Genomic DNA, 20147 nt, shown 5'->3' on the forward strand with positions numbered 1-20147 from the left:
GGAGGAGAAAACTAGGCCCTACTCCATGTCGTTCAAGTGACACGCCGAGAATCGCATCGGCGCAATCTCCTTCAGCAGCGGCTGCTCTTCCCGGCAACGCGGCATCGCATGCGGGCAGCGCGGGTGGAAATGGCAGCCCGGCGGCGGGTTCAGCGGCGACGGGATCTCGCCGCGGATCGCGACATAGGTCTTGCGGGCCACCTCCAGCTTGGGCGCCTCGGCCAGCAGTGCCTGGGTATAGGGATGGTTGGGCGCGGCGAACACGTCTTCGGTCGGCGCGGATTCGACCACCCGCCCCAGGTACATGATCACCACGCGGTCGCTGATGTGCTTGACCACGCCCAGGTCGTGGCTGATGAACAGGTAGGTCAGGTTCAGGTCTTCGCGCAGGCGCATGAACAGGTTCAGCACCTGGGCCTGGATCGACACGTCCAGCGCCGCCACCGACTCGTCGCACACCAGGAACTCGGGCTTCACCGCCAGCGCCCGGGCAATGCCGATGCGCGCGCGCTGCCCGCCGGAGAACTGGTGCGGAAAGCGCCGCAGCACGGTCGGGTCCATGCCCACGCGCACCAGCATGTCTTCCACATAGCCCTTCTGCGCGCCGCGCTCGACCATGCCGTGCACTACCGGCGCCTCGCCGACGATATCCAGCACGCGCAGCCGCGGATTGAGCGAGGCATACGGGTCCTGGAAGATCATCTGGATCGCCAGCTGCTTCTCGCGGCGCTTGTCGGGCGGCAGGTGGTCGAGGTTGGTGCCGCGCCAGAAACGCTCGCCCTCGGTCAGTGAGTGCAGGCCTACAGCCATGCGGCCCAGCGTGGACTTGCCGCAGCCGGACTCGCCCACCAGGCCCACCACCTCACCGGCACGGATGCTCAGGTCGACGCGGTCGACCGCGTGCACCACCTCGTCATGCGCATGGGCGCCGAACAGGTTGGCGATGCGCGCGGCGGCGTCGAGCGACTTGACGAAGCGCTTGGACACGCCGCGCAGCTCCAGGATCGGCGCGCTCGGCGTGGCCCCCTCTTCAGCGGCAGGATTCGTCATCGGTCGGGATTGCAGTTCAGTTGCGCTCATGCCGCCTCCTGGTTGGCCAGCACCGGATGGAAGCAGCGCAGGCGGCGGCCGTCGGCGGCGGTCTCCAGCGGCGGCTCGGTCTTGCAGGCAGCGGTGGCGTAGGGGCAGCGCTCACGGAAGGCACAGCCGCCCGGCAGGTTCAGCAGCGACGGCGTCATGCCCGGGATCTGCCGCAGCGGCGCGCCGCGCGGATTGCGCGACGGCGCCGAGCTGATCAGCCCGTGGGTGTATGGGTGCTCAGGGTGCTCCAGCACCTGGCGCACGTCGCCGGCCTCGACGATCTTGCCGGCGTACATCACGCACACGGTATCGGCCAGCCCCGCCACCACCGACAGGTCGTGCGTGATCCAGATCAGCGCCGTGCCCGATTCGCGGCACAGGGTCTGCATCTCGTACAGGATCTGGCCCTGGATGGTGACGTCCAGCGCGGTGGTCGGTTCGTCGGCAATGATCAGGTCGGGCTTGTTCAGCAGCGCGATCGCGATCGCCACGCGCTGGCGCATGCCGCCCGAGAACTGGTGCGGATAGGCCTGCAGGCGCTCGTCCGGCGACGGGATGCCGACCCGCGCCAGCGCATTGCGCGCGCGTTCGCGCGCCACCGCCTTGCCCACCTTCTCATGGGCCAGCACCGCCTCGATCATCTGCGTGTCGATGCGCAGGACCGGGTTCAGCGTCATCATCGGGTCCTGGAAGATCATCGCGATGCGGTTGCCGCGCACGTCGCGCTGCTGCGCCGGCGTGAGCGCGCGCAGGTCGCGGGTGATGCCGTCGCGGCTGGTCAGCGCGATGCGGCCGTCGACGATCTTCCCGGGCGGGTCGATCAGGCCCATGATCGAATACCCGGTCATGGACTTGCCCGAGCCGGACTCGCCCACCAGCCCCATGATCTCGCCGCGGCCCACGGTGAAGGACACGTCGTCGACGGCCTTGGCGATGCCGCCGCGCGTGTGGAATTGCGTCTTCAGGTGTTCAACCACCAACGTCGGTTGTGCCATGTTCCGCTCCTGGTTATTGCGTCTGCAGGCGCGGGTTGAGGACATCGCGCAGCTGGTCGGCCACCAGGTTCATCGCCACGATGGTGACCACCAGCGCGATGCCCGGGAAGAAGCTGATCCAGTACTTGCCCGACAGCATGTACTGCTGGCCGTTGGAGATCAGCGAGCCCAGCGAGGGCTCGGTGACCGGCACGCCCAGCCCGAGGAAGGACAGCGTCGCTTCCAGCGTGATGGCCGAAGCCACCTGCAGCGCCGCGATCACGATCAGCGGCGGCAGGCAGTTGGGCAGCAGGTGGCGGAACATGATGCGCATCGGCGGCAGGCCCAGGCAGGTGGCGGCCTCGATATATTCCTTGCGCCGCTCCACCAGCGCGGCGCTGCGCGTGGTGCGGGCGTAGTAGGCCCACTGCACCGCCACCAGCGCAATCACGATATTGCCCAGGCCCGGGCGCAGGAAAGCCAGCAGGATCAGCGCCAGCAGGATCGGCGGGAACGACAGCTGCAGGTCGGCCACGCGCATGATGACGGCCTCGGTGCGCCCGCCCAGGAAGCCGGCCAGCAGGCCGAGCGTGGCCCCCAGCAGCAGCGCGATCACGGTGCTGACCACGCCTACGCCGATGCTGATGCGCAGACCGTACATCACCGCCGACAGGATGTCGCGGCCCTGCTCGTCCGAACCCAGCAGGAAGGTCATGCCGTTGCCGGCCTGCTCGCCCGGCGCCAGGCGCGCGTCGAGCACGTCCAGCGTGGCCAGGTCATAGGGGTTCTGCGGCGCCAGCCACGGCGCGAAGATGGCGATCAGGATGATGATGACCAGCGTGGCCAGTCCGGCCACGGCAATCTTGCTGGAGAAGAACTCCGCGGCAAAGCGCCGCCACGGCGATTGTTCACGCGCCGCGGCGGGCGGCGGCGTCTTGTCCTCTTGTTCGGCAGATACGGCACTCATGGCTCAGCCCTTGTTGTCGGCAATGCGCACGCGCGGATCGAGCATGCTGTAGATGATGTCCACCACCAGGTTGATCAGGATAAACAGCGTCACGATCACCATCAGGTAGGCGACGATCACCGGCCGGTCCAGCAACTGGATCGAGTCGATGATGAGCTTGCCCATGCCGGGCCAGGCGAAGATGGTCTCGGTCACGATCGCAAAGGCGATGATCGAGCCGAACTGCAGCGCGATCACCGTGACAATCGGGATCAGGATGTTCTTCAGCACATGCACGCCGACGATGCGCGTGTTCGACAGGCCCTTGGCGCGCGCGAACTTGACGTAGTCCTGCATCATCGCCTCCTGCGTGCCGGCGCGCGTGAGCCGGATCACCATGGCGATATTCAAGAGCGACAGCGTCACCGCCGGCAAGATCAGGTGGCGGATGCCGTCGGCGGTCAGGAAGCTGAGCGGGATGCCGAGCACGCGCACGGTCTCGCCGCGTCCGTTGGAGGGCAGCCAGCCGAGCTGCACCGCGAACACCATGATCAGCATCAGCCCGACCCAGAAGGTGGGCAGCGAGAAGCCCAGGATCGACACCGCCATGATCGACTTGCCGGCGATGCCCTTGGGCCGCAGCCCGGCCCACAGGCCCAGCGGGATGCCCAGCACGATCGCCAGCAGGATCGCGCAGATGGCCAGCTCCATGGTGGCGGGCATGCGCTCGAAGATCAGCTTGAGCGCTGGCGTGCCGTGCGCGAACGAGGTGCCCAGGTTACCTTGCAGCGCATTCTGCAGGAACACCCAGTACTGCTCCCACAGCGGTTTGTCCAGGCCCAGCGCCGCGATGGTGCGCTTGATGTCCTCCTGGTCGGCCTGCGGGTTGATCAGGATGTCGACGGGATTGCCGATGGCAAAGACGCCGAGGAAAACCAGCAGCGACATGACGAAGAGCACGACCACGCTCTGCATCAGGCGCCGGATGATAAAGACCAGCATAATCGAACCACTATCCTTTCGCGCGCGAATGCACGCCACGCCCGGGCCGCGCCGTGGCGCTTCCCGGGTGTGGCGCGGCAGCCATGCGCGGCACCGCAAACTCGGCCAGCAGACAATCCGCGGGCCGAGGCTCCTGTCTGAGCTGACCGGAGCTTACTGGGGCTTGAAGTTGTGCGCGTAGGTGCGCTCGTCGGTACGCGGCACGTAGACGATGCCCTTTTGCGTGGCCCAGGTGGTCACCTGCTGGTGGATCGGGACGATACCGCCATCGTTGATCGCGATTGCGGTGGCCTCCTGCAGCAGCTTGGAGCGCTCCTTGTCATCCACGGTGGACAGCGCCTTCTCCAGCACCACGTCCATCTTGGGGTTGCAGTACTCGCCCCAGTTGGTGGTGCCGAAACCCTTCTTGCTGTCCTCGCACGCCAGCAGCGCGCGCAGCGGCGAGCTGACCTCGCCGGTCTGTGCGCCCCAGCCCAGCAGCCCGAACGACCACTCGTGCTTGATGCCCTTGGACGAGTACGTCGCCATCGGCATGCCTTCGACCTTGGTGGCGATGCCGATGCGGGTCAGGTTCTGCGCAATCGTCTGCGCGATCTTCTCGTCGTTGACGTAGCGGTTGTTGGGCGTATGCAGCGTCACGCCGAAGCCGTTCGGGAAGCCGGCGTCGGCCAGCAGCTTCTTGGCGGCCTCGGGATCGTACTTGACCGTCTTCAGGTTGGGGTTGTAGCCGAACAGCGTCGGCGGCACCAGGTTGTTGGTCGGCTCGGACAGGCCTTCCATCAGGCGGTCCTTGATGCCCTGCCGGTTGATCGCCATGCTGATGGCATTGCGCACGCGCGCGTCCTTCAGCGGGTTCTTGTCCAGCGGTGCGCCTTCCTTGGTGGTGACGTAGGGCGACTTGTCGCGCTTGGCATCGAAATACAGGTAGATCACGCGGTGCGAGATCTTGGAGAAGAACGACAGCTTGGGATCCTGGCGCACCTTCGGCAGGTCAGGCGTGGGCACGTTCTCGATGGCCTGCACGTCGCCCGACAGTAGCGCCGCCAGGCGCGTCGCCGGATTGGGGATGAAGCGCAGCGTGACCTTGTCCCAGGCCGGCTTGGCGCCCCAGTAGTCGTTGTTGCGCACCAGCTCGACCCGGTCGTCGCGGGCGTAGCTGACGAACTTGAACGGCCCGGTGCCGACCATGCCCTTGCCCTGCGCGAAGTCATCCGAGCTCAGCCCCTGCGTGGCCTTCTTCTGCACGATGAAGATCGACGTGAGGTCGTTCAGCATCAGCGGATAGGGCTGGTTGGTGGTCAGCTGGATGGTGTACTTGTCGATGATCTTCTTGTTGACGATCGCCTTGGTGTAGACATCGAACTTGCCCGGGCTGTTCTGGATGGTGGCCGGGCGGTCCAGCGACCAGATCACGTCTTCCGCGGTCAGCTCGGAGCCGTCGTGGAACTTCACGCCCTTGCGGATCTTGAATTCCCAGGTGAGGTTGTTGACCAGCTTCCACGACTCGGCGAGGCCCGGGATGATGCGGCTGTCCGGGTCCATCTTGGTCAGCGAGTCAAAGATATGCTCGGAAACATTGATGTTGGAGAACAGGTTGTAGAAGTGCGGATCCATCGAGGTTGGCGGCGAACTCATGGCCAGTTTGAGGTCCGCGGCCTGGGCGGTGCCGGCAAGCGCCAGGCCAAGGGCCCCGGCTACCGCCACCACACCAATTGCCTTCTTGAAAGTGCGAAGGGACATCGCGCAATTCTCCCTGTAGGAAGTGAAGCAGACGTTTTAGGATCGGCAATGCGCCGCGGGTCACGCGGCGGCGCTGCGTTTTGGTGCGGTTTGGGGTGCGCTTGCGCATCACAAAGCGACGAAATTGCCGGCCGGGCACTTCAAGCATGAACTGTTCCAGCAGTGCGCATGTCGCGGCAATGCGGGGAAACCCACCCGCGCTGGCATATTGCACTGCGCCAACCGGGCAAGCGCGCAGGAAATCGCCGCATTTTGGCGCTTTGCGGAGAGGCATCGTATGATCGGGGTATCCAACGCTAACGCCCCTAACGTCCAGGGCAGCCAGGCATCATGAAGCTCATTCCCGAAATCCTGCAGGCACAAGCCGAAATCCGTGCGATCCGGCGCGACATCCACGCCCACCCGGAACTCTGCTTCGAAGAACAGCGCACCGCCGACGTGGTCGCGCAGAATCTGGAATCGTGGGGCATCGAAGTTCATCGCGGCCTGGGCACCACCGGCCTGGTGGGCGTGATCCGCAACGGCAACAGCCCGCGCACCATCGGGCTGCGCGCCGACATGGACGCGCTGCCGCTGCAGGAAGCGAACACCTTTGATCACCGCTCGCAGCACTCCGGCAAGATGCACGCCTGCGGCCACGACGGCCACACCGCCATGCTGCTCGGCGCGGCGCGCTACCTGGCGCAGCACAAGCCCTTCGACGGCTCCGTGCACCTGATCTTCCAGCCGGCCGAGGAAGGCGGCGGCGGCGCCCGTGAAATGATCAAGGACGGCCTGTTCGAGCGCTTTCCGTGCGACGCGGTGTTCGGCGTCCACAACTGGCCGGGCATGCCGGTCGGCACGTTCGGCACGCGCGCAGGCCCGCTGATGGCATCGAGCAACGAGTTCCGCATCGTGGTGCGCGGCAAGGGTGCGCATGCGGCCATGCCCAACAATGGCAACGACCCGGTCTTCACCGCGGCGCAGATCGTGTCGGCGCTGCAGGGCATCATCACGCGCAACAAGCGCCCGATCGATACCGCGGTGATCTCGGTCACGCAGTTCCACGCCGGCGACGCCACAAATATCGTGCCGGACCAGGCCTGGATCGGCGGCACGGTGCGCACGTTCACGGTGCCGGTGCTGGACCTGATCGAACGGCGCATGGAAGAAGTGGCGCGCGCGGTGGCGGCGGCGTTCGACTGCACCATCGAGTACGAATTCCACCGCAACTATCCGCCGACCGTCAACAGCGAGGCTGAGACCGGCTTTGCCACCGAGGTCGCCGCCGAACTGGTCGGGCCGGACAACGTCGACAGCAATGTCGAGCCCACCATGGGCGCCGAGGATTTCTCGTTCATGCTGCAGCACAAGCCCGGCTGCTACCTGTTCCTGGGCAACGGCGACGGCGGCCATCGCGACGCTGGCCATGGCATCGGGCCCTGCATGCTGCACAACCCGAGCTACGATTTCAACGACGAACTGCTGCCGGTCGGCTCGACGTTCTTCGTGCGGCTGGTGGAAAAGTGGCTGGCGCCTGCGTGACGTTACGTACCTGAGCACAGCACAACGATAACAAGAGGGGAGCATCCGGATGGGCCGCCTGGCGCTGGATCGCGAGACAGCGCGCAGCTTCGCGCGCGTGGCGCTGGACAATATCCTGCGCCGCTATCCGTACAAGCTGGACCACATGATGGCCAGCGCCGGTGACCTGGCCGAACCGGCGGCCTGGCATCCGGTCTTCTGCGGCAGCTACGACTGGCACTCCAGCGTGCACATGCACTGGTTGCTGGTGCGGCTGCTGGCGCTGTCGCCGGACCTGGAGGAGGCGCCGCGCATCCGCGCAACGCTGGATGCCCAGCTGCGCCCAGAGCACATCGCGGTCGAACTGGCCTACTTCCAGCGGCCCCATTCGCGCACCTTCGAGCGCCCCTATGGCTGGGGCTGGATGCTGAAACTGCAGGCGGAGTTGCTGGTGCTGGCGCGGCAGGACGCCCAGGCAGCCACCTGGGCCGAGGCGTGCGCGCCGCTGGCATCGCACCTGTCACGGCAACTGGCGGATTTCCTGGATGCAGCGGTTTTCCCGGTGCGCACCGGCACCCATTACAACAGCGCCTTCGCCCTGGTGATGGCCATGGCCTATGCACGCACGCACCAGGACCTCACCTTGCGGCGCGCCATCGTGCGGCGGGCCCACCGCTGGTTCGGACATGATCAGAAATACCCGGCGCGGTATGAGCCCGGCGGCGATGAATTCCTGTCCGGCGGGCTGACCGAAGCCGTGCTGATGCACGCCGTGATGGACGGCTGCGCGTTTTCAGAATGGTGGGAGTTGTTCGTGCCGGGGCAGGTGGAACTGGCCAACTGGCTGACGCCGGTCGAAGTGACCAATCGCAGCGATCCCAAGACCTCGCACCTGGACGGACTCAATCTGTCTCGCGCTTGGTGCTGGCGCATGCTGGAGCCCGCCCTGCCCGACCCGCTGCGGCCGCTGGCCATCCGGGCATGGTCGGACCATCTCGAAGCGTCGCTGCCGCAGGCGGTCGAGGGCGAGTATGTGTCGACGCACTGGCTGGCCTCGTTCGCGGTGCTCGCGCTGGCCGAGCCGATCGGCGGCTGACGGCGCCGCCAGCGTCCTTCAGTCCAGCGCGATGTCGCCGTACCAGGACTCGGCCTTGCTCTTGGTGTTGTCGGTATCGGTCATGATGCCCACGGCGATGACCCGGCCGGGGTCTGTCCCGAAGGCCTTGCGGTAGTCGGCGCGCAGGTCGCGCTCATGGCAACGCCACTCATTGGCGTGCTTCATGCCGCTATCCACCACGATCATGCGCACCCTGTCAGTGTGCGGATTTTTCACCACTGAGCCTTCCGCGCGCCGTCCGCCCCAGATATACATCAGCGTGGCGTAGGGCATTTCGCGGCCGGTGGTCAGCCGCGCCATCTCGTACATCAGCTGGTCTTTCAAGGACAATGCACCCTTGTCGCCGTCGAAGGCGACAAACAGGCGCAACGGCGAATCCTCGCGCGGGCCGTGGCTGTTGTCAGCGTTGCGGATAATGCCGCTGGTCTTCCAGGTCCAGCGCAGCATGCCGGCATCGCGATCGCGCAGCGGGACATACAGGCCGGAGGCTGAGCTCTCGGCCTGCGCATGGACGACCACGCGCTGGTCGACCTCTACCATCGAATAACGGGTGGGCGTCTTGTTGCGGTTGATGGTCCACGGCTGCCAGCCGACCGGCAACTGGCCGCGATGCGGTGAGACCGAGAACAACGGCAGCGTGGCCAGGGTCGGCGGCGGCGCGGCATCGGCGACTTCGCCGTCGTCACCCGCCTCGGCTTCCGCCGCACTGGTGTTGGCGGCAGCCAGCGGGTCGGGCGACGACACCGCAGGCAGCGCCGGGTCCGTCTGCGCTGCCACGTACGCGGTCATGCGCCTGGCGAACGTCTGGCAATCGATCGCGGAAGTGCCTGCCGTATTGGCCGTGTCATCCGAATGAACCGCGGAAACAGGGGGAGTGGATGCGCATCCTGCCAGCAGCAGCGCGCCGGCGGCGCCAGTCAAAACCAGCCGAAACACCTTGGCCGTCATGTAACCCCTCGAAACCCGAATCCGGACCTGCTCTGTTGGCAAGGGTCCGGCTATTGCCCACTACTTGCTGCAAACACATGTTGCAACCGCCTTCGTGCCGCATGTGGGCACTTGGGTGTCGACCATAGCAGAAGGCGCGCAGTCCCGGAATGCTCGGCGACCCGCGTTGCGGCATGAAAACAACGAGGACGCGCATGCCTGCGCCGGCCACGGCATTTTCGCCGCGCCAAAGCAAAAACCCCCAGCCTTTTGGGGCTGGGGGTTCTGCGGTATAAGAGCCTGGCGATGACCTACTTTCACACGGGTATCCGCACTATCATCGGCGCGGAGCTGTTTCACGGACCTGTTCGGGATGGGAAGGGGTGGTTCCAGCTCGCTATGGTCACCAGGCATAAGGGGTTGCAGCGCTGAGGTTGAGGTCAACGCTGCGAATAGGGATGTAGTTGGGGTTGTGTGTCTTGTGTCAACTGTTTCGGCACAGTCGCGATCACACACCAGGTGAAACACACTGGTTATAGGATCAAGCCTTACGGGCAATTAGTACTGGTTAGCTTAACGCATTACTGCGCTTCCACACCCAGCCTATCAACGTCCTGGTCTCGAACGACCCTTCAAGGAGGTCAAGCCTCCAGGGAATCCTCATCTTCAGGCGAGTTTCCCGCTTAGATGCTTTCAGCGGTTATCTCTTCCGTACATAGCTACCCTGCGATGCCTCTGGCGAGACAACAGGTACACCAGCGGTACGTCCACTCCGGTCCTCTCGTACTAGGAGCAGCCCCCGTCAAGATTCCAACGCCCACGGCAGATAGGGACCAAACTGTCTCACGACGTTTTAAACCCAGCTCACGTACCTCTTTAAATGGCGAACAGCCATACCCTTGGGACCGGCTACAGCCCCAGGATGAGATGAGCCGACATCGAGGTGCCAAACACCGCCGTCGATATGAACTCTTGGGCGGTATCAGCCTGTTATCCCCAGAGTACCTTTTATCCGTTGAGCGATGGCCCTTCCATTCAGAACCACCGGATCACTATGTCCTGCTTTCGCACCTGCTCGACTTGTCGGTCTCGCAGTTAAGCACGCTTTTGCCATTGCACTTTAGGTACGATGTCCGACCGTACCAAGCGTACCTTCGAACTCCTCCGTTACACTTTGGGAGGAGACCGCCCCAGTCAAACTGCCTACCATGCACTGTCCCCGACCCGGATTCACGGGTCAAGGTTAGAACCTCAAACAAACCAGGGTGGTATTTCAAGGACGGCTCCACGTGAACTAGCGTCCACGCTTCAAAGCCTCCCACCTATCCTACACAGATCGGTTCAAAGTCCAATGCAAAGCTACAGTAAAGGTTCATGGGGTCTTTCCGTCTAGCCGCGGGGAGATTGCATCATCACAAACACTTCAACTTCGCTGAGTCTCGGGAGGAGACAGTGTGGCCATCGTTACGCCATTCGTGCAGGTCGGAACTTACCCGACAAGGAATTTCGCTACCTTAGGACCGTTATAGTTACGGCCGCCGTTTACCGGGACTTCAATCAAGAGCTTGCACCCCATCATTTAATCTTCCGGCACCGGGCAGGCGTCACACCCTATACGTCCACTTTCGTGTTTGCAGAGTGCTGTGTTTTTATTAAACAGTCGCAGCCACCATTTTATTGCAACCCCTTCACCCTTCTGGCGCAGGCCAGTCAAGCTACCAGGGCGTACCTTATCCCGAAGTTACGGTACCAATTTGCCGAGTTCCTTCTCCCGAGTTCTCTCAAGCGCCTTAGAATACTCATCTCGCCCACCTGTGTCGGTTTGCGGTACGGTCTCGTATGACTGAAGCTTAGAGGCTTTTCTTGGAACCACTTCCAATTGCTTCGCAGCACTAGGCCGCTCGCCCCACATCCTTGAATTCCGCGCCCGGATTTGCCTGAGCGCCTTCTCCAATGCAGGGACCGGGACTTCCAACACCCGGACAACCTTCCGCGATCCGTCCCCCCATCGCATCATACGACGGTGCAGGAATATTAACCTGCTTCCCATCAGCTACGCATCTCTGCCTCGCCTTAGGGGCCGACTCACCCTACGCCGATGAACGTTGCGTAGGAAACCTTGGGCTTACGGCGAGGGGGCCTTTCACCCCCTTTATCGCTACTCATGTCAGCATTCGCACTTCCGATACCTCCAGCATCCTTTACAAGACACCTTCACAGGCTTACGGAACGCTCTCCTACCACGCACATTGCTGTGCGTCCGCAGCTTCGGTATATAGCTTAGCCCCGTTACATCTTCCGCGCAGGACGACTCGATCAGTGAGCTATTACGCTTTCTTTAAAGGGTGGCTGCTTCTAAGCCAACCTCCTGACTGTTTTAGCCTTCCCACTTCGTTTCCCACTTAGCTATATTTGGGGACCTTAGCTGGCGGTCTGGGTTGTTTCCCTCTTGACACCGGACGTTAGCACCCGATGTCTGTCTCCCGTGATTGCACTCTTCGGTATTCGGAGTTTGCTATGGCGGGGTAATCAGCAATAGACCCCCCAACCATGACAGTGCTCTACCCCCGAAGGTGAGACACGAGGCACTACCTAAATAGTTTTCGGAGAGAACCAGCTATTTCCAGATTTGTTTAGCCTTTCACCCCTATCCACAGCTCATCCCCTAACTTTTCAACGTTAGTGGGTTCGGTCCTCCAGTACGTGTTACCGCACCTTCAACCTGGCCATGGATAGATCATCTGGTTTCGGGTCTACACCCAGCGACTCAACGCCCTGTTCGGACTCGCTTTCGCTACGCCTTCCCTAATCGGTTAAGCTTGCCACTGAATGTAAGTCGCTGACCCATTATACAAAAGGTACGCCGTCACCCCTTACGAGGCTCCGACTGTTTGTATGCATGCGGTTTCAGGATCTATTTCACTCCCCTCCCGGGGTTCTTTTCGCCTTTCCCTCACGGTACTGGTTCACTATCGGTCGATCACGAGTATTTAGCCTTGGAGGATGGTCCCCCCATCTTCAGACAGGATTTCACGTGTCCCGCCCTACTTGTCGTACACCTAGTTCCACAACGCTGTTTTCGCATACAGGGCTATCACCTGCTATGGCCGGGCTTTCCATCCCGTTCTGCTAACAATGCTGCTAAAGAGTACAAGGCTCTTCCCATTTCGTTCGCCACTACTTTGGGAATCTCGGTTGATTTCTGTTCCTGCAGCTACTTAGATGTTTCAGTTCGCCGCGTTCGCTTCCCTGACCTATGTATTCAGTCAGGGATGACCCATACGGGCCGGGTTTCCCCATTCGGACATCTCCGGATCAAAGCTTGTTTGCCAGCTCCCCGAAGCTTTTCGCAGGCTACCGCGTCCTTCATCGCCTGTGATCGCCAAGGCATCCACCACATGCACTTGTTCGCTTGACCCTATAACGAGTGTGTCTCGATTGCTCGAAACAGTCGCTACAGGATGAGTTCTCGCATTTGTGCCGTATTCCAAGTCATCTTTCGATCACTTAAATACATTTTGGTTGATACAATCACAACCCGGTATCGCGTTTTGTACTGCAGCGTCTCATCAACGCTTCGCGACACCTTTACTACATCCCATATTTTTAAAGAACAGCCGATCGTTAGATCGCTTGGCAATGCCAAATGGAAACACTCGCAACTCAGCGTCGCGAAGCGCTTTCATTTGACAACCAATCCAAGGTACCAGGTAGTGGTGGAGGATGACGGGATCGAACCGACGACCCCCTGCTTGCAAAGCAGGTGCTCTCCCAGCTGAGCTAATCCCCCTTCGGATAACTTGGTGGGTCTGGTAGGACTTGAACCTACGACCCCCGCCTTATCAAGACGGTGCTCTAACCACCTGAGCTACAGACCCTTGGCTGTAACAGCAAACAAACCGATAAGTGTGAACGCTAGGCTTGAGACACAAGCCTCTAGAAAGGAGGTGATCCAGCCGCACCTTCCGATACGGCTACCTTGTTACGACTTCACCCCAGTCATGAACCCTGCCGTGGTAATCGCCCTCCTTGCGGTTAGGCTAACTACTTCTGGCAAAACCCACTCCCATGGTGTGACGGGCGGTGTGTACAAGACCCGGGAACGTATTCACCGCGGCATGCTGATCCGCGATTACTAGCGATTCCAGCTTCACGTAGTCGAGTTGCAGACTACGATCCGGACTACGATGCGTTTTCTGGGATTAGCTCCCCCTCGCGGGTTGGCAACCCTCTGTACGCACCATTGTATGACGTGTGAAGCCCTACCCATAAGGGCCATGAGGACTTGACGTCATCCCCACCTTCCTCCGGTTTGTCACCGGCAGTCTCTCTAGAGTGCCCTTTCGTAGCAACTAGAGACAAGGGTTGCGCTCGTTGCGGGACTTAACCCAACATCTCACGACACGAGCTGACGACAGCCATGCAGCACCTGTGTCCACTTTCCCTTTCGGGCACCTAATGCATCTCTGCTTCGTTAGTGGCATGTCAAGGGTAGGTAAGGTTTTTCGCGTTGCATCGAATTAATCCACATCATCCACCGCTTGTGCGGGTCCCCGTCAATTCCTTTGAGTTTTAATCTTGCGACCGTACTCCCCAGGCGGTCAACTTCACGCGTTAGCTACGTTACTGAAGAAATGAATCCCCAACAACTAGTTGACATCGTTTAGGGCGTGGACTACCAGGGTATCTAATCCTGTTTGCTCCCCACGCTTTCGTGCATGAGCGTCAGTGACGTCCCAGGGGGCTGCCTTCGCCATCGGTATTCCTCCACATCTCTACGCATTTCACTGCTACACGTGGAATTCTACCCCCCTCTGACATACTCTAGCCTTGCAGTCACAAGCGCCATTCCCAAGTTGAGCTCGGGGATTTCACGCCTGTCTTACAAAACCGCCTGCGCACGCTTTACGCCCAGTAATTCCGATTAACGCTCGCACCCTACGTATTACCGCGGCTGCTGGCACGTAGTTAGCCGGTGCTTATTCTTCCGGTACCGTCATCGACCCCGGGTATTAACCAGAGCCATTTCTTTCCGGACAAAAGTGCTTTACAACCCGAAGGCCTTCTTCACACACGCGGCATTGCTGGATCAGGGTTGCCCCCATTGTCCAAAATTCCCCACTGCTGCCTCCCGTAGGAGTCTGGGCCGTGTCTCAGTCCCAGTGTGGCTGATCGTCCTCTCAGACCAGCTACTGATCGTCGCCTTGGTAGGCTTTTACCCCACCAACTAGGTAATCAGACATCGGCCGCTCCTGTAGCGCGAGGCCTTGCGGTCCCCCGCTTTCACCCTCAGGTCGTATGCGGTATTAGCTAATCTTTCGACTAGTTATCCCCCACTACAGGGCACGTTCCGATGTATTACTCACCCGTTCGCCACTCGCCACCAGGCCGAAGCCCGTGCTGCCGTTCGACTTGCATGTGTAAGGCATGCCGCCAGCGTTCAATCTGAGCCAGGATCAAACTCTTCAGTTCAATCTCTGTGTGGAAGCCTCGCGGCTCCCTCGCTCTTTCGAGCGGTCGCTCACTCTCAGAAAACTGACTGACCAGATCCGAAGATCCAGTCACGTTTTGCTGTGCGAGCACTGTATAACTTGTGAAGCAACACTGTCCGAAGACAGCGGCGTCCGCTACCCAGCGCCCACACTTATCGGTTGTTTGGTTGTTAAAGAACTTCGCTGCCGGCTTTGCCGTTCAGCGCTGCTGCGTTGTCTGCAGCAGAGAAACGAAATTATGCAGAGCTTTCTTCGTTTCGTCAACCGTTTCAGCAACTTTTTTCGCTGCGGCCGGCGCTGCAAACTTCGCTGCGCCAACCTTCCGGTCGCCCCGCAACCCTTGCTGCGTCTGCGTTGCAGCGCTGCGTTGTGTGTTGCGAGGGGGCGAATAGTAGGCCGGATTCGCGCACCTTGCAACAACTTTGTCACAACGATCCGCTAGGGGTTCCGGGGATTATGTCGTAAGCCATTGAGTGGCAAAGGAAATCCCCGAAATGACGAGTGCGGGAGAGACTTAATACCCCCGCACTGCCCTCGGGTATTCCCTGATCCGGGCCTTAGCGATGCTGGAAATTCGGGCTGCGCTTCTCGACGAAAGCGGCCATGCCTTCCTTCTGGTCTTCGCTGGCGAAGGTGGCATGGAACAGCCGGCGCTCGAAGTGCACGCCTTCGGCCAGCGTGGTCTCGTAGGCGGCGTTGACCGACTCCTTGATCATCATGACCACCGGCAGCGAGAACCCGGCGATGGTCTCGGCGGCCGCCAGCACTTCGTCCAGCAGCTTGTCGGCCGGCACCACGCGCGACACCAGGCCCGAGCGCTCGGCTTCGGCGGCGTCCATCATGCGCGAGGTCAGGCACAGGTCCATGGCCTTGGCCTTGGACACCGCGCGTGGCAGGCGCTGGGTGCCGCCGGCGCCGGGCATGGTGCCCAGCTTCACCTCGGGTTGGCCGAACCTGGCCGAATCTGCCGCAATGATGATGTCGCACATCATCGCCAGCTCGCAGCCGCCGCCCAACGCATAGCCGGCCACGCCGGCGATCACCGGCTTGCGGATCTTGCGGATGGTTTCCCAGTTGCGGGTGATGTAATCGCCCTTGTACACATCCATGAAGGAATACTTGGCCATCATGCCGATATCGGCGCCGGCGGCAAAGGCGCGCTCGCTGCCGGTAATGACGATGGCGCCGATGCCCTCATCCTGGTCGAAGGCGGTCAGCGCGGCGCCAAGCTCGTCCATCAGCGCGTCATTGAGCGCGTTCAGGGCCTTCGGGCGGTTCAGCGTGACCAGGCCAACACGGCCACGGGTCTCGACCAGGATGTTTTCGTACGGCATGTCTTCTCCTATGTATTTGCAGGCGGATGGCACCGTCGCCACCGGCTGCGGGCTATTCTGCCACCGGTTGCGGCGTGGCGGCGCAGGCGCCGCCTAGAGCATGTGCGCCAGGAATTCGCGGGTGCGCGCGTGAGCTGGTGCCCCGAACACTTCCTCAGGCGGCCCTTCCTCCAGGATCCTGCCCTCGTCCATGAACACAACGTGGTTTGCCACTTCCCGCGCAAACCCCATCTCATGCGTGACAACCAGCATGGTCATATGTTCTTCAGCCAGTTGCCGCATGGTGCGCAGCACCTCCCCGGTCAACTCCGGGTCCAGCGCGGAGGTCGGCTCGTCGAACAGCATGATGTCGGGCTCCATGGCCAGCGCCCGCGCAATCGCCACCCGTTGCTTCTGGCCGCCTGACAGGCGAGCCGGGTAGCTGTCCCGCTTGCCCAGCAGGCCAACCTTGCGCAGCAGCTCTTCGGCCTTGGGCACCACAACATCGCGCGCCAGTCCCTTGACGGTCATGGGGGCTTCGACAATGTTCTGCAGCACCGTCATGTGCGGAAACAGGTTGAACGACTGGAACACCATGCCCATCTTCCGGCAGATGCGGCGCACTTCCGCGTCCGCCACATATCTGGCTGCGCCGTCAGGGCCGGCTGCCGCCAGCGCCTCGCCTTCGATTTCAAGGGTGCCGCGGTCGATCACCTCAAGATGATTCAGGCAGCGCAGCAAGGTACTCTTGCCCGAGCCCGAGGGCCCGATCACCGCGGTGACATCCCCCTTGCGCAAGGTCAGGGAGACACCGCGCAAGACCTCCAGTGGCCCGAACGATTTGAAGAGATCCCGCGCCGCGATCATGATGCCGGGCGCATTGTGGGAATTGGCGCCGGTCGGGCTAGTCATCATGTTTGGCATAGCGTTTTTCGAGATTCTGGAAGAACCAGGTCAGAATCAGCGTCATCACCAGATAGAAGAGCGCGGCGACCAGGAAAGGCGTGGTGGTGAAATCACGCTGCACGATGCCGCGCGCGGTGCGAAGAATATCGTTGAGGGCCAGCACGTAGATCAGGGACGTGTCCTTGATCAGCGTGATGGTTTCATTGCTGACCGGCGGCAACACCCGGCTGACCATCTGCGGCAGCACGACCCGCCGCATGGTCTGGAAATAGTTCATGCCCAGCGCCTTGCTGGCTTCATACTGGCCGCGATCGACCGACTTGATCCCGGCGCGGAAGATTTCCGCGAAATAGGCAGCGTAGTTCAGGGCGAAGGCCACCACCGCGGCGGGAAAGTCAGGCAGGCGCACGCCGATGACCGGCACGAACGGCAGCGCGAAATAGATAAACAGCATCTGCAGCATCAGCGGCGTGCCACGCATCAGCCAGATATAGCCATTGACCAGGCCGCTCAGCCACGGCCATGACGAGATGCGTGCCAGCGCCAGCGCAAGCCCCAGCGGCACCGACAGGGCAAGCGTGATGGCGAATAGTGTGAGCGTGACTTGCGCACCCTGCGCCAATGGCGCCAGAAGAGATAAGACGTAGTCCATGCTCGCGCGAAACAGAAGGAGGTGGGATCCCAGGCGCCGGGCCGGCGCGTGAGTCCGGATGTGGCGCGGCGCCCTGCCGGAACGGCGCAGGGCGTCACGCAGCGTCTGGATTACTTGGTGATGTCAGCGCCGAACCACTGGGTGGCGATGCGGGCGGCCGTGCCATCCTGCTTCATGGAGGCCAGGGTCTTGTCGAGCTTGCCGAGCAGCTCGGCGTCATCCTTGCGCACGCCGACGCCATATTCTTCCGTGCCGAAGTTTTCCTCCAGCACCTTGTATTCGCCGGCACGCTTGCTGATCAGGTAGCGGCCCACCACTTCATCCACCACAATTGCATCGAGGCGGCCGGTCGACAGGTCCATCAGGGCCGTGACGTTATCGCCGAAGGTCTTGAGTTCCTTCAGGCTGGCGGCGACCTGGCTTTCCTTCTTGATCGCATCCACCGCGCTGCTGCCGTCCTGCGCGCCGACGATGCGGCCGGCCAGGTCGGCCTTGGCCTTCACCGGCGAGCTGGCACCGACGATGACGATCTGGTGGTTGGTCATATAGGGCGCGGTGAAGCTGATGTTCTTCTTGCGCTCTTCGGTGATGGTCAGCCCGTTCCACAGCACATCCACGCGCTTGCCGTTGAGTTCCGCCTCCTTGGCGCTCCAGTCGATCGGCTTGAATTCGACCGTCATGCCGAGACGGCGGCTGGCCTCCTTGGCCATATCGATATCGAAGCCGACGAGCTCATTCTTGTCATCGCGAAAACCCATGGGTGGGAAGTTGTCGTCCAGGCCGACAATGATCTTGGTGGCCGTGTCGGCGCCGGCAGCAGGGGCCGCTTCTTTCTTGCCGCACGCCGCAAACAGCGCCACGGACGAAATCAGGAGTAATGCAGCGATCTTCTTCATAGGATTTCCAATGCGAATAGGCGAGCATGCCGGTATCCGCACACAGATGTCGGCCGGCAGGTTTCAGATTGTTGTTGGCAGCGCGATTATAGAGCGACGCCCGCGACCGCCATTGCGGACCCTGCCTGCATTGGAAGGCACGCGCCAACCCGCAGCCAAAAATTAGTGCTAACATTTGCCGACCGACTGGTCGGTTTATTTAAGAGGCGCCGTCGACAACAGCCGCCCGCGCCGACCGCGACAATATCCGGCAGGAGACAACCCAATGCCCCCGATGTCCACCTCCGCTGGCCAGCCGGTCAGCATCGATGCCGGCCCGGTCTTGCTGCAATGGCAGGGCCCGGTGGCCGTGATCACCCTGAACCGCCCCGACAAGCTCAACAGCTTCACCCGCGCGATGCACCAGGCGCTGCAGCAGGCGCTCGACCATGTCGAGGCCGGCGGCGCGCGCGCCCTGCTGTTGACCGGGGCGGGCCGCGGCTTCTGCGCCGGCCAGGACCTGGCCGACCTGGATTTCACGCCCGGGCACATGACCGACCTGGGCGAGCTGATCGATACCTGGTTCAACCCGCTGATCCGCCGGCTGCAGGCACTGCCGCTGCCGGTGGTGGCCGCGGTCAACGGCACCGCGGCCGGCGCCGGGGCCAACCTGGCGCTGGCCTGCGACATGGTGCTGGCGGCGCGCTCGGCCAGCTTTATCCAGGCCTTCGTCAAGATCGGGCTGGTGCCGGATTCGGGCGGCACCTGGCTGCTGCCGCAGCGCGTCGGCATGGCGCGCGCGCTGGGCCTGGCCATGACCGGCGAGCGGCTGAGCGCCGAAGAGGCCGAGAAATGGGGCCTGGTCTGGGAGACCATGGACGACCCGCTGCTGCCGGAACAGGCGCTGGCGCTGGCCACGCACCTGGCCGGGCAGCCGACCCGCGCGCTGGCCGCGATCAAGCGCGCCATGTATGCCAGCGCCACCGCCACGCTGGACACCCAGCTGGACCTGGAACGCGACCTGCAGCGCGAGCTCGGCCAGTCCGCCGACTACGCGGAGGGCGTCAACGCCTTCCTCGAAAAGCGCGCACCGCACTTCACCGGCAAGTAAGCCGCGCGGGCCTGCCCGCCCCTCTATATAGGAGACCAGCTTGAAACAGGACCCCCAGGCCCTCGCCGAAGCGGCCGCCGCCGCCATGTATGAAGCCGACACCTGCAGCCGCTGGCTGGGCATCACGGTCGAGGCCGTGCGGCCCGGCTACGCCCGGCTGACCATGCCGGTGCGCAAGGAATTCCTCAACGGCCACGGCATCTGCCACGGCGGCCTGATGTTCACGCTGGCCGATTCGACCTTCGCTTTTGCCTGCAACAGCCATAACATCAACACCGTGGCGGCGGGCTGCAGCATCGAATTCCTCAAGCCCGTGCACGGCGGCGACGTGCTGACCGCCGAGGCCACCGAGCAGGTCCTGTCCGGCCGGCACGGCATCTACGATATCCGCGTGACCAACGCCGCGGGCCAGGTGGTGGCGATGTTCCGCGGCAAGTCGGCGCAGATCAAGGGACACGTGGTGCCGCCGCCTGAAGGGACAGAAGGCGCCTGAGCAAATCCGGCAAGAT

Annotated in this window: 14 protein-coding genes, 2 tRNA genes and 3 rRNA genes; 4 read left to right on the plus strand and 15 right to left on the minus strand. The window is 62.3% G+C overall.

All coding sequences use genetic code 11. The features are described 5' to 3' along the window. Positions 1-18: 18 nt before the first annotated feature. From CNE_RS15785 to CNE_RS15805, 5 genes are all read right to left on the minus strand, one after another. A complete protein-coding gene (locus tag CNE_RS15785) occupies positions 19-1050 on the minus strand; it encodes an ABC transporter ATP-binding protein (protein WP_167540182.1) in 1032 nt (343 codons plus the stop codon). Positions 1051-1076: 26 nt separating this feature from the next. Beyond that, on the minus strand, positions 1077-2075 hold the full coding sequence (locus CNE_RS15790; protein ID WP_013958094.1) for an ABC transporter ATP-binding protein: 999 nt from the start codon (positions 2073-2075) through the stop codon (positions 1077-1079). Positions 2076-2088: 13 nt separating this feature from the next. Continuing rightward, positions 2089-3021 carry an ABC transporter permease gene (locus tag CNE_RS15795; protein WP_013958095.1) on the minus strand — a complete coding sequence of 311 codons (933 nt, stop codon included), beginning with the start codon at positions 3019-3021 and terminating at the stop codon, positions 2089-2091. A gap of 3 nt (positions 3022-3024) precedes the next feature. Continuing rightward, positions 3025-4002, minus strand: coding sequence for an ABC transporter permease (locus CNE_RS15800; protein ID WP_013958096.1), 978 nt, complete (start codon positions 4000-4002; stop codon positions 3025-3027). A gap of 153 nt (positions 4003-4155) precedes the next feature. After that, positions 4156-5742: an ABC transporter substrate-binding protein gene (locus tag CNE_RS15805; protein WP_013958097.1), complete on the minus strand. Its 1587-nt coding sequence runs from the start codon at positions 5740-5742 to the stop codon at positions 4156-4158. A gap of 330 nt (positions 5743-6072) precedes the next feature. Here CNE_RS15805 and CNE_RS15810 point away from each other — a divergent pair, with 330 nt between their 5' ends. Continuing rightward, the gene (locus CNE_RS15810; protein ID WP_013958098.1) at positions 6073-7266 is read left to right on the plus strand and encodes a M20 aminoacylase family protein; all 1194 of its coding nucleotides are present in this window, start codon (positions 6073-6075) and stop codon (positions 7264-7266) included. 49 nt (positions 7267-7315) lie between these two features. Further along, the gene (locus CNE_RS15815; RefSeq protein ID WP_013958099.1) at positions 7316-8341 is read left to right on the plus strand and encodes a DUF2891 domain-containing protein; all 1026 of its coding nucleotides are present in this window, start codon (positions 7316-7318) and stop codon (positions 8339-8341) included. An 18-nt stretch (positions 8342-8359) separates the two neighbouring features. On the opposite strand, the gene CNE_RS15820 is transcribed toward CNE_RS15815, so the two are convergent. The 10 genes from CNE_RS15820 to CNE_RS15865 all read right to left on the minus strand — a co-directional run bounded on the left by CNE_RS15820 (position 8360) and on the right by CNE_RS15865 (position 18548). After that, on the minus strand, positions 8360-9310 hold the full coding sequence (locus tag CNE_RS15820; protein ID WP_013958100.1) for a DUF3047 domain-containing protein: 951 nt from the start codon (positions 9308-9310) through the stop codon (positions 8360-8362). 277 nt (positions 9311-9587) lie between these two features. After that, positions 9588-9700: ribosomal RNA gene (rrf, locus tag CNE_RS15825) — 5S ribosomal RNA — on the minus strand. Between the two features lie 126 nt (positions 9701-9826). Then, a 23S ribosomal RNA gene (locus CNE_RS15830) occupies positions 9827-12707 on the minus strand. A 296-nt stretch (positions 12708-13003) separates the two neighbouring features. Then, positions 13004-13079: transfer RNA gene (locus tag CNE_RS15835), tRNA-Ala, on the minus strand. 11 nt (positions 13080-13090) lie between these two features. Next, positions 13091-13167, minus strand: a tRNA-Ile gene (locus CNE_RS15840). 62 nt (positions 13168-13229) lie between these two features. Beyond that, a 16S ribosomal RNA gene (locus tag CNE_RS15845) occupies positions 13230-14761 on the minus strand. Together the 16S, 23S and 5S rRNA genes with 2 tRNA genes alongside form the textbook arrangement of a ribosomal RNA operon. Positions 14762-15338: 577 nt before the next feature. After that, positions 15339-16115, minus strand: coding sequence for an enoyl-CoA hydratase (locus tag CNE_RS15850; RefSeq protein ID WP_013958101.1), 777 nt, complete (start codon positions 16113-16115; stop codon positions 15339-15341). A gap of 93 nt (positions 16116-16208) precedes the next feature. Further along, positions 16209-16961: an amino acid ABC transporter ATP-binding protein gene (locus CNE_RS15855; protein WP_041228474.1), complete on the minus strand. Its 753-nt coding sequence runs from the start codon at positions 16959-16961 to the stop codon at positions 16209-16211. Between the two features lie 37 nt (positions 16962-16998). Then, positions 16999-17652 carry an amino acid ABC transporter permease gene (locus tag CNE_RS15860; protein WP_013958103.1) on the minus strand — a complete coding sequence of 218 codons (654 nt, stop codon included), beginning with the start codon at positions 17650-17652 and terminating at the stop codon, positions 16999-17001. Between the two features lie 110 nt (positions 17653-17762). Continuing rightward, complete coding sequence (locus tag CNE_RS15865) at positions 17763-18548, minus strand: amino acid ABC transporter substrate-binding protein (protein ID WP_013958104.1); 786 nt, start codon at positions 18546-18548, stop codon at positions 17763-17765. 265 nt (positions 18549-18813) lie between these two features. Here CNE_RS15865 and paaG point away from each other — a divergent pair, with 265 nt between their 5' ends. Next, the gene (gene paaG / locus CNE_RS15870; RefSeq protein WP_013958105.1) at positions 18814-19638 is read left to right on the plus strand and encodes a 2-(1,2-epoxy-1,2-dihydrophenyl)acetyl-CoA isomerase PaaG; all 825 of its coding nucleotides are present in this window, start codon (positions 18814-18816) and stop codon (positions 19636-19638) included. Positions 19639-19678: 40 nt separating this feature from the next. Continuing rightward, positions 19679-20131, plus strand: coding sequence for a hydroxyphenylacetyl-CoA thioesterase PaaI (paaI, locus tag CNE_RS15875; RefSeq protein WP_013958106.1), 453 nt, complete (start codon positions 19679-19681; stop codon positions 20129-20131). The last annotated feature ends 16 nt before the right edge of the window (positions 20132-20147 follow it).

It is taken from the genome of Cupriavidus necator N-1, from assembly GCF_000219215.1.
Taxonomy (GTDB): Bacteria; Pseudomonadota; Gammaproteobacteria; order Burkholderiales; family Burkholderiaceae; genus Cupriavidus; species Cupriavidus necator.